Genomic DNA, 7,768 nt, shown 5'->3' with positions numbered 1-7,768 from the left:
GCACGCGCCCCGAATGACTCCCGTGCCCCGCAGACAGTGAACAGCAGCGCGACGAACAAAAGCCCGAAGAACAAACAGCGACTCAAAGCACAGTGCACAAGCAGCGCAAACCGAATTGGAAACACGATGCAAATAGAAACCCCTCCCAGCGAAAAGCCGTACGAGAAGCCCGAAGGTGAACGCCGAGGCATCGTCATCGTCAACACCGGCGACGGCAAGGGAAAAAGTACAGCGGCATTCGGACTCGCGCTGCGTGCCCACGGCCGCGGCAAGGCCGTCAAGATCTATCAGTTCATGAAAGTGCCCTCGGCACGGTTTGGTGAACATCGCATGTTCGAGCAGATCGGCATTCCCATCGAAGGGCTCGGCGACGGGTTCAGCTGGAAGAGCCAGGACCTCGAGCGCTCCGGCCAGCTTGCGCGTGACGGGTGGGAAAAAGCCAAGGCCGCCATTCTTTCGGGCGACTTCTTTCTCGTCGTTCTCGATGAGATCACCTATCCCCTCATCTACGGCTGGCTGCCGCTCGAGGGTGTGCTCGAAACCTTGCGCGCACGGCCCAAGCATGTGCACGTTGCGCTCACCGGCCGCCGCTGCCCGCCCGAGATCATCGAACTGGCCGATACCGTCACCGAGATGACCATGGTCAAGCACGCGTTCAAGGCTGGCATTCCGGCCCAGCGCGGCATCGAGGACTGAACCCGATGGCGCAAGTGCAAGTGCAGGTGCAAGCGCACGCGCAAGCCTTTGCCGCCGACGAGGTGCAGGCCGTCTACCGCGCCATCCACGAACGGCGCGACATGCGCCACTTCGCGGGCGGGGAGGTCGCGCCCGATCTGCTGCGGCGGTTGCTGCAGGCTGCGCACCACGCGCCCAGCGTCGGCTTCATGCAGCCTTGGCGCTTCATTCGCGTTCGTGGCGAGGCGCTGCGCCAGAGCCTGCACACCGTGGTCGAGCAGGAACGCGTGCTGACGGCGCGCGCCCTCGGCGAGCGCGAAGACGCGTTCATGCGCCTCAAGGTACAGGGCTTGCTCGATGCGGCCGAACTGCTGGTGGTGACGCTGGCCGATGGCCGCGAGAAGCATGTGTTCGGCCGACGCACCTTGCCGCAGATGGACCTGGCCTCGGCCTCGTGCGCCATCCAGAACCTCTGGCTCGCGGCGCGTGCCGAAGGGCTGGGCATGGGCTGGGTGTCGCTGTTCGATCCGGCCGAGGTTGCCGTGCTGCTCGGCCTGCCCGATGGCGCCGAGCCCATCGCCTTGCTGTGCCTGGGGCCGGTGCACGATTTCTATGAAGAGCCGATGCTGCAGCGCGAACGCTGGGCCCGGCGCGAGCCGTTGTCGGCGCTGGTGTTCGACGAATGCTGGGGCCGGCCTTCGGACCTCTTTGCAGGTCAATCCGCCAATCCATCCGCCGATCCATCGCCTGGGGAGCCCACCTGATGCTGGCCTTTGATACCGTTCTCTTCGAGCTTGCGCGCCTGTTCCTCTGGCCCGTCACGCTCGGCGTGCTGCTGTCCTTTGTCTACGCCGTGTACTGCCTCGGCGCCTTCGGCATCGAGTACCTGCAGCGCCGCCGCGATCCGCTGCGCGCGCTGGTGCTGCAGCGCCACGCCACCGCGAGCCAGGAGCAGATGGAGCTGGTGGTGCTCAAGCAGCTCGAAGGCGTGCGCCTGTGCAGCCGCGTGGCGCCGATGCTGGGGCTGATCGCCACCATGATCCCGATGGGGCCGGCGCTGGTGGCCGTGGCCTCGGGCGAATCGCAGGGCGTGGCGCAGAGCCTGGCGCCCGCGTTCGCCGCGGTGATCGTGGCATTGGCTTCGGCTTCGATTACCTTCGTGGTCTACACCGTGCGGCGGCGCTGGCTGATGCGCGAACTGGTGACGGTGCTGGATGCAAGGGACCGGTTGTCATGAGCGCAGCGCCGAGGGTGCCGCAATGAGCCGGCGCCAGTTTTCGATATTGAGCAGCCTGGACAGCGACGACGACGACCCGGTGCTCTCGACCATCAACCTGATCGACGTGTTCATGGTGGTCATCGGCATGCTGATGATCGCGGTCATCAACAACCCGATGAATCCGTTCGCGCAGGACAAGCTGACCATCATCCGCAACGAGGGCAAGCCGGACATGGAGATCATCACGCGCGAAGGCCAGAAGATCACGCGCTTCAAGGCCAGCGGCGCGACGGGGCAGGGCGACGGTGAAAAGGCCGGCACCGCCTGGCGCCTGAAAGACGGCACCATGGTCTATGTGCCGGCGGATGCGGTGCCAGCGCAGGGCGGGAAGTGACGCGGGGTTTTTTCTGGCTCGTGTTCGCGTGGCTGGGCTTGCTGACACCGCCGGCTCAAGCGCAGCAGGCTGCGGCGCCTTCGCGCATCGTGGTGCTCAGCACATCGCTGGTGTCGCCAGCGCGCGTGGTGCGGCTGCAGGCCGCAGCGCAAGAGGCGGGCCTGCCGCTGCAAGTGGTGTCGGCTTCGAAGGATTCACCCGATGCGCTTGCAGCCGCCATCGACGGGGCGCGGCTGCTCGTGATCGATGCACCGCACATCAGCGTGGCGCAGGCCGCCGCGGCGCGCTTCGGCGATGCGATCTTCCGCAGCGGCACGCCGTATGTGCTCGTCGGCGAATTCGCCCTGGTGGCCAAGGCACAGGCTTCCGTTGCGGCACCGCTGGCAGCGGAGCGCGGTGTCGATGCCGCGTGGGCGCAACGGCTGCGCGAGTACTGGCGCTTTTCCGGCACGGCGAATCTCGGCGCGGCAATGAAGGCGCTGGCGCAAGTGAACGACCTCGCCGGGTTGCCGGCACCCGTGCCCCTGCCGCTTGCCGGCCTCTACCACCCGGGCTGGCCGCGCATCGAGACGGACCTCGCCGCACTCGACCGATTGCCGGGCGCGGGCGGCACGGTCGCCATCGCCATCAACAGCGCCACCGTGACCGGCGACGACACGGCCTGGCTCGACCACCTGATCGCTTCGCTTGAACAGCGCGGCCTGCGCGCCTATGCCTTCTACGGACCGCGCCAGCAGAAGGACCTGTTCTTTCGAATGACCCATGCGCAGGGCGCTGAAGAAAAACGCGTGGCCGACCTGATCGTCAACGCCTCGCTGGTCTTCAGCCCGAACGAGCGCAGGGCCGAGCTGGAGCGCATCGGCGTGCCGGTGCTGCAAACGTTGCCTTCGCTGGCGATGGACGCCACGCAGTGGGCGCAAAGCAAGGACGGGCTGGCGCAGTCCGACATTGCGTCGTACTACAGCCCGAGCGAGCTGGCCGGCATGACCGACCCGATGCTCGTCAGCGCCCGCGATGCCACGAGCGGCACGCTGCAGCCGCTGCCCGCCCAGGTCGATGCGGTGGCCGGCAAGGCCGCTGCATTGCTGCGCCTGCAACGCACGCCGGCAGCGGAGCGCCGTGTCGCGATGCTGGTCTACAACTATCCACCGGGCGAGGCCAACTTCGGGGCGTCTTTTCTCAACGTGCCGCGCAGCGTGAACAACATGCTGGCCGCGATGAAATCCGCCGGCTACCGCACGGACATTCCCGGTGCCGACGCGCTCATCGCGCAGGTGCAAGCCACGATGAAGGCCTACTACCCGACGGAGCAGGCCGGCGATGCGCTGCAGCCGTTGCTCGACAAGGGGCTGGCCGATGCACTGCCGCTGTCGCGCTACGTCGCATGGTTTCGCGCGCTGCCCGCCGACACGCAGCGCCGCATCGAAAGCTATTGGGGCCCGCCGGAACAATCGACCATGCTGCGGCCCGTGTCGGGCGAGCCGTCTTTCGTGATTCCGCGCGTGCAGTTCGGCAACGTGGTCGTGCTGCGCCAGCCACCGCGCTTCGAGCCCGGCACGCAGGTGCGCGACAAGGCGGGGCAGGTGTACCACCGCTCGGCCATTCCGCTGAGCCACGGCTACCTGGCCACCTACCTGTGGCTGCGCACGCAGTTCGGCGCCGGCGTGGTGGTGCACGTGGGCACGCACGGCACAGTCGAATGGTCGGCGGGCAAGGAGCGTGGCCTGTCGGTGCAGGACGACCCGCTGCTCGCGCTGGGCGACCTGCCGAACGTCTACCCGTACATCATGGACAACCTGGGCGAGGCCACCACCGCCAAGCGCCGCGGCCGCGCAACCATGGTGAGCCACTCGACGCCGATGTTCGCGCCCGCGGGCTTTCGGCCCGGCGTGCAGGAGATGCACGAACGCATGCACGACTGGGAGACGCTGTCGCCCGGTCCGGTAAAGACCGCGATGGAACGGCAGCTCACGGCCGAGTTCGTCGGGCAGCACTACGACCGCGACCTGAAGTGGACGCCCGCGCAGATTCGTGCCGACTTCGCGGGCTTCATCGCCGTGTTGCACCCGTACCTCGACGAGCTGGCGCAGACCGCGCAGCCGCTCGGCCTGGCGACCTTCGGGCAGGCACCGGATGCGCAGCGCCGCCGCATGACGATCCTGCAGATTCTCGGCAAGCCGCTGGTCGAAGCATTGGGTGAAGACGTCGACGAAGCCTTCCTGATCGACGCGAAGAACGTGGCCACCTCGCGGCCGGCGCGCTGGGTCGAACTGGCGCTTTCGGACGCGCAGGCGGCCGGCGCCATGGGCAAGACGCCGGCCGGCGTGCAAAGCCTTCTTGCACTGGCCCAGCGCGCACAGAAGCTCGATGCCGTGCTCGCGCACAACGAGGAAATCGAAGGCCTGCTGACCGCGCTCGATGGCCGCTACCTCAAGGCCAGCTACGGCGGCGACCCGGTGCGCAACCCCGACAGCCTGCCGACCGGCCGCAACCTCTACGGCTTCGATCCGAGCCGCGTGCCCACGCGCGCCGCCTGGGAAACCGGGGTGGCCGCGATGGACGCATGGATCGCCGGCCACGCGAAGACGCATGCGGGCAAGGCCCCCGAGAAGATCGCCTTCACGCTGTGGGCCGGCGAAGCCTCGCGCCACCAGGGCGTGCTCGAGAGCCAGGCCTTCTACGCCATGGGCGTGAAGCCGCGCTGGGACGACGCAGGGCGCATGGCGGGCATCGACATCATTCCGGCGCGGGAGCTGGGGCGTCCGCGCATCGATGTGCTGGTCAGCGTCACCGGCTCCTACCGCGATCAGTTTCCGAACGTGATGCGCTGGCTCGACGAGGCGGTGCAGCAAGTGGCGGCGTTGCCCGACGAAGCCGGCAACAACGCTGTCGCGCGGCACAGCGAGATGCTGGCACGCAAGCTGCGCGCGGACGGCGCGACGCCGGCCGAAGCCACGCGCTGGTCGACCGCGCGCGTGTTCTCGAACGAGCAGGGCAGCTACGGCGCCGGGCTCGAAGAGGCGGCACTGGCCAGCGACCTGTGGGCGAAACAAGGCCGGGGCGGTGGCGATGCCCAGATGGCGCAGCTCTACATGGACCGCATGGGCCACGCCTACGGCAAGGGCCTGGACGGCACGGCACGCCACGGCGCGTTTGCCGGCAACCTGGTGCAGGTCGATGCGGCGCTGATGGCGCGCAGCTCCAACCTCTATGGCGTGCTGACCAACGACGATCCGTTCCAGTACCTGGGCGGCATCGCGCAGGCCGTGCGGCAACTCACGGGCAAGGACCCGGCGCTCTATGTGCAGAACCTGCGCGACGGCAGCGCGGTGCGCACCGACACCGCCGCCGGCGCCATCGCGCGAGAAATGCAGACCCGCTACCTGCATCCGCAATGGATAGCAGCGCAGAAGGCCGAGGGCTACAGCGGCACGCTGCAAATCTTGAAGACCGCGCAGTTTCTCTGGGGCTGGCAGGTCACGGCCCCGGGCACCGTGCGGCAGGACCAGTGGCAGTCGCTGCACGAGGTCTATGTGCGCGACAGGTACAAGCTGGGCACGCGCGAATGGCTCGAAGGCGACAACCGCGCCGCCTTCGCGCAGACGCTGGAGCGCATGCTCGACGCGGTGCGGCTGGACTACTGGAAGCCGGATGCCAAGACCCGGCGCGAACTGGCGCAGGCGTATGAACAAGCGGCGAGTGCGAGCGGGCTGCGCGAGCGGAATGCGATGGTGCAGCGGTTTGCGCAGGCGGAGTTGTCGGCGGCTGCGGCGCATGTAGCGCCGAAGCTTGGAGCGCCGGTGGTGCCCGTGGTGCCCGCGGTCGTGGCATCGCCTCCGCCTGAAGCTGCGCCTGTGTCCAGGCCCGAGCCCGCACCGGCCGCCGAGACCACATCGGGCAGCACGCAGCCCGTGACCGGCCTCAAGCTCGAACCCACGCCCGACGCGGCGCCCGCGCCCGTGGCCGACACGCTGATCCTGCGCCTCTGGGTCGCGTTCGGCGCGGCGCTGCTGGTCGCGCTCGGTGCGTGGGTGCAGTGGCGGCGTGGAGGGATGGTTGCTTGAACTGCCACTCCTGGTCGTTCGCTGAAAGAGAGAAATCGGCCTGGGCCGTGAAAGATTGACGCCCTGTCAAAGCCAGATCGCAACGGCGGTCATTGGCCTCGCACATGTCCACGTACAAATTGCCATCGCTGAACAGGGGGATTTTCAGGATGATGCGAAAAGTTGTCGTGGTGGGCGACCCGCCGGTTTCAGGCGGCGCGGTATTGCCCTATAGGGGCCCCATGTCGGATGTCCATGGACATCGGCTGGCACTCATCGGGGGACGCGTCTATTGCGAGGGCTGCAACAGCGTCGGCATCATCGCGAAGGCCGGTGGCCCCCGCAGGGGATGGTTTCACGGGGCAGAAACTGCGCTGGAAGGTGATGTCGTGGTTTGTCACTGTCCGGTTCCGCCACCGCTCGTCGCCACGTTGATGCATACCGTGATTCACGACGACTGTCTGGCTGGCGCCGCAGGTGACTTCCGCGCAAGCTTCACCGCCTTGCCGGATTGGTTCGTCGGAGATTCGACAACCGTGGCTGCGAGCAAGAAGCTGGTCGATGGCATCGCGGAGCACCCGCCCGAGGCCGAGCAGATCGAAAACATTTGCCACAACATGACGAACAAGGAGTTTTGTACGTTGGTACTCGGCTTGCGCAATCAGGCAGTCGAATTGATCGACGTGCGACTGAAGGACTTGCAACAGTGGGGCAAGGCTGAGCAGCAGCGCGTTGCCACGTGGTTCGGCGTAAGCGACGAACCGGTACGGCAGCATCTCCAATCAGGACTCAAAGGCTGCGTCCGTGTCCTGAAGGGGCTCTCCTGCGACAACTTTGTGCGCTATTCGGAACAACTCATGAGGAATGTCGGATGCACGCCGTCAGGCAACAAGTTGGGTCTCGTCGCGGAAGTCTACAAGCCTGATGTCAAGACGCACACCATCGGCATCGCTGTCGGCTTCTGTACCATTCCCCGCGCCTCTTTCTCGACCGATTCCCAACTCGGCACGCTCATCCACGAAGTGACTCATTTCGATGACACCTTTTCTTCAATTGATACGGTTTACCGTATGCGATTCAGCCTGCCACTGGCCTCGCGGCCAAACGAAGCAAGGGTCAACGCGGACAGCATCACCGGCTACGTGCTCTATGGTGATTAAGCCGCTGGCGCTAGCGCTGGCTTTGGCGCTGATATTGGCTTGCGGCAGTGCTAGTGCGTGCTCACGCGTGATTCAGATCACTTTGGACTTTCCCGAGGGCTCCGCACAACTTGACTCGAAGCAGATTGTGCGACTGGCAAATTGGCTGGGTGAGGTTCGAGGCTGGTTCCAATATGGGGACGGCGAAGTAGAAGGAGTGGCCGTTGGAGCGAAGCGCGAAAACAAGGAGTTGGCAAGGCGTCGGGCCGATGTCACGGCCCGTGCCCTGCAAAGTCTC

6 protein-coding genes are annotated in these 7,768 nt (G+C 66.4%); all 6 read left to right on the top strand.

Annotation, left to right across the window (positions count from 1 at the left end; all coding sequences use genetic code 11):
* Positions 1–126 precede the first annotated feature (126 nt).
* The 6 genes from cobO to DBV14_RS20770 all read left to right on the top strand — a co-directional run bounded on the left by cobO (position 127) and on the right by DBV14_RS20770 (position 7,491).
* On the top strand, positions 127–696 hold the full coding sequence (gene cobO, locus DBV14_RS20795; RefSeq protein ID WP_093241302.1) for a cob(I)yrinic acid a,c-diamide adenosyltransferase: 570 nt from the start codon (positions 127–129) through the stop codon (positions 694–696).
* Positions 697–701: 5 nt separating this feature from the next.
* Entirely contained in the window at positions 702–1,439 is a 738-nt protein-coding gene (gene bluB / locus DBV14_RS20790; protein WP_124461616.1) for a 5,6-dimethylbenzimidazole synthase, read from the top strand.
* Complete coding sequence (locus DBV14_RS20785; protein WP_124461615.1) at positions 1,439–1,912, top strand: MotA/TolQ/ExbB proton channel family protein; 474 nt, start codon at positions 1,439–1,441, stop codon at positions 1,910–1,912. Before bluB ends, DBV14_RS20785 begins: the two co-directional genes overlap by 1 nt.
* A gap of 22 nt (positions 1,913–1,934) precedes the next feature.
* Positions 1,935–2,288: a DUF2149 domain-containing protein gene (locus DBV14_RS20780; RefSeq protein ID WP_124461614.1), complete on the top strand. Its 354-nt coding sequence runs from the start codon at positions 1,935–1,937 to the stop codon at positions 2,286–2,288.
* Positions 2,285–6,352, top strand: coding sequence for a cobaltochelatase subunit CobN (cobN, locus tag DBV14_RS20775; RefSeq protein ID WP_124461613.1), 4,068 nt, complete (start codon positions 2,285–2,287; stop codon positions 6,350–6,352). Before DBV14_RS20780 ends, cobN begins: the two co-directional genes overlap by 4 nt.
* Positions 6,353–6,456: 104 nt before the next feature.
* Entirely contained in the window at positions 6,457–7,491 is a 1,035-nt protein-coding gene (locus DBV14_RS20770) for a M35 family metallo-endopeptidase (protein WP_260397149.1), read from the top strand.
* The last annotated feature ends 277 nt before the right edge of the window (positions 7,492–7,768 follow it).

Source organism: Variovorax sp. KBW07, from assembly GCF_003852515.1.
Lineage (GTDB): Bacteria > Pseudomonadota > Gammaproteobacteria > Burkholderiales > Burkholderiaceae_C > Variovorax.
Note: the sequence above shows the minus strand (reverse complement) of the source record. Positions and strands in the feature narration are given on the sequence as shown.

What these genes read in the sequence shown, in the direction of transcription:
- DBV14_RS20785 (WP_124461615.1), top strand. Translation starts at nt 1,439, where the DNA reads ATGCTGGCCTTTGATACCGTTCTCTTCGAGCTTGCGCGCCTGTTCCTC.
- DBV14_RS20770 (WP_260397149.1), top strand. Translation starts at nt 6,457, where the DNA reads ATGTCCACGTACAAATTGCCATCGCTGAACAGGGGGATTTTCAGGATG.
- cobO (WP_093241302.1), top strand. Translation starts at nt 127, where the DNA reads ATGCAAATAGAAACCCCTCCCAGCGAAAAGCCGTACGAGAAGCCCGAA.
- DBV14_RS20780 (WP_124461614.1), top strand. Translation starts at nt 1,935, where the DNA reads ATGAGCCGGCGCCAGTTTTCGATATTGAGCAGCCTGGACAGCGACGAC.
- bluB (WP_124461616.1), top strand. Translation starts at nt 702, where the DNA reads ATGGCGCAAGTGCAAGTGCAGGTGCAAGCGCACGCGCAAGCCTTTGCC.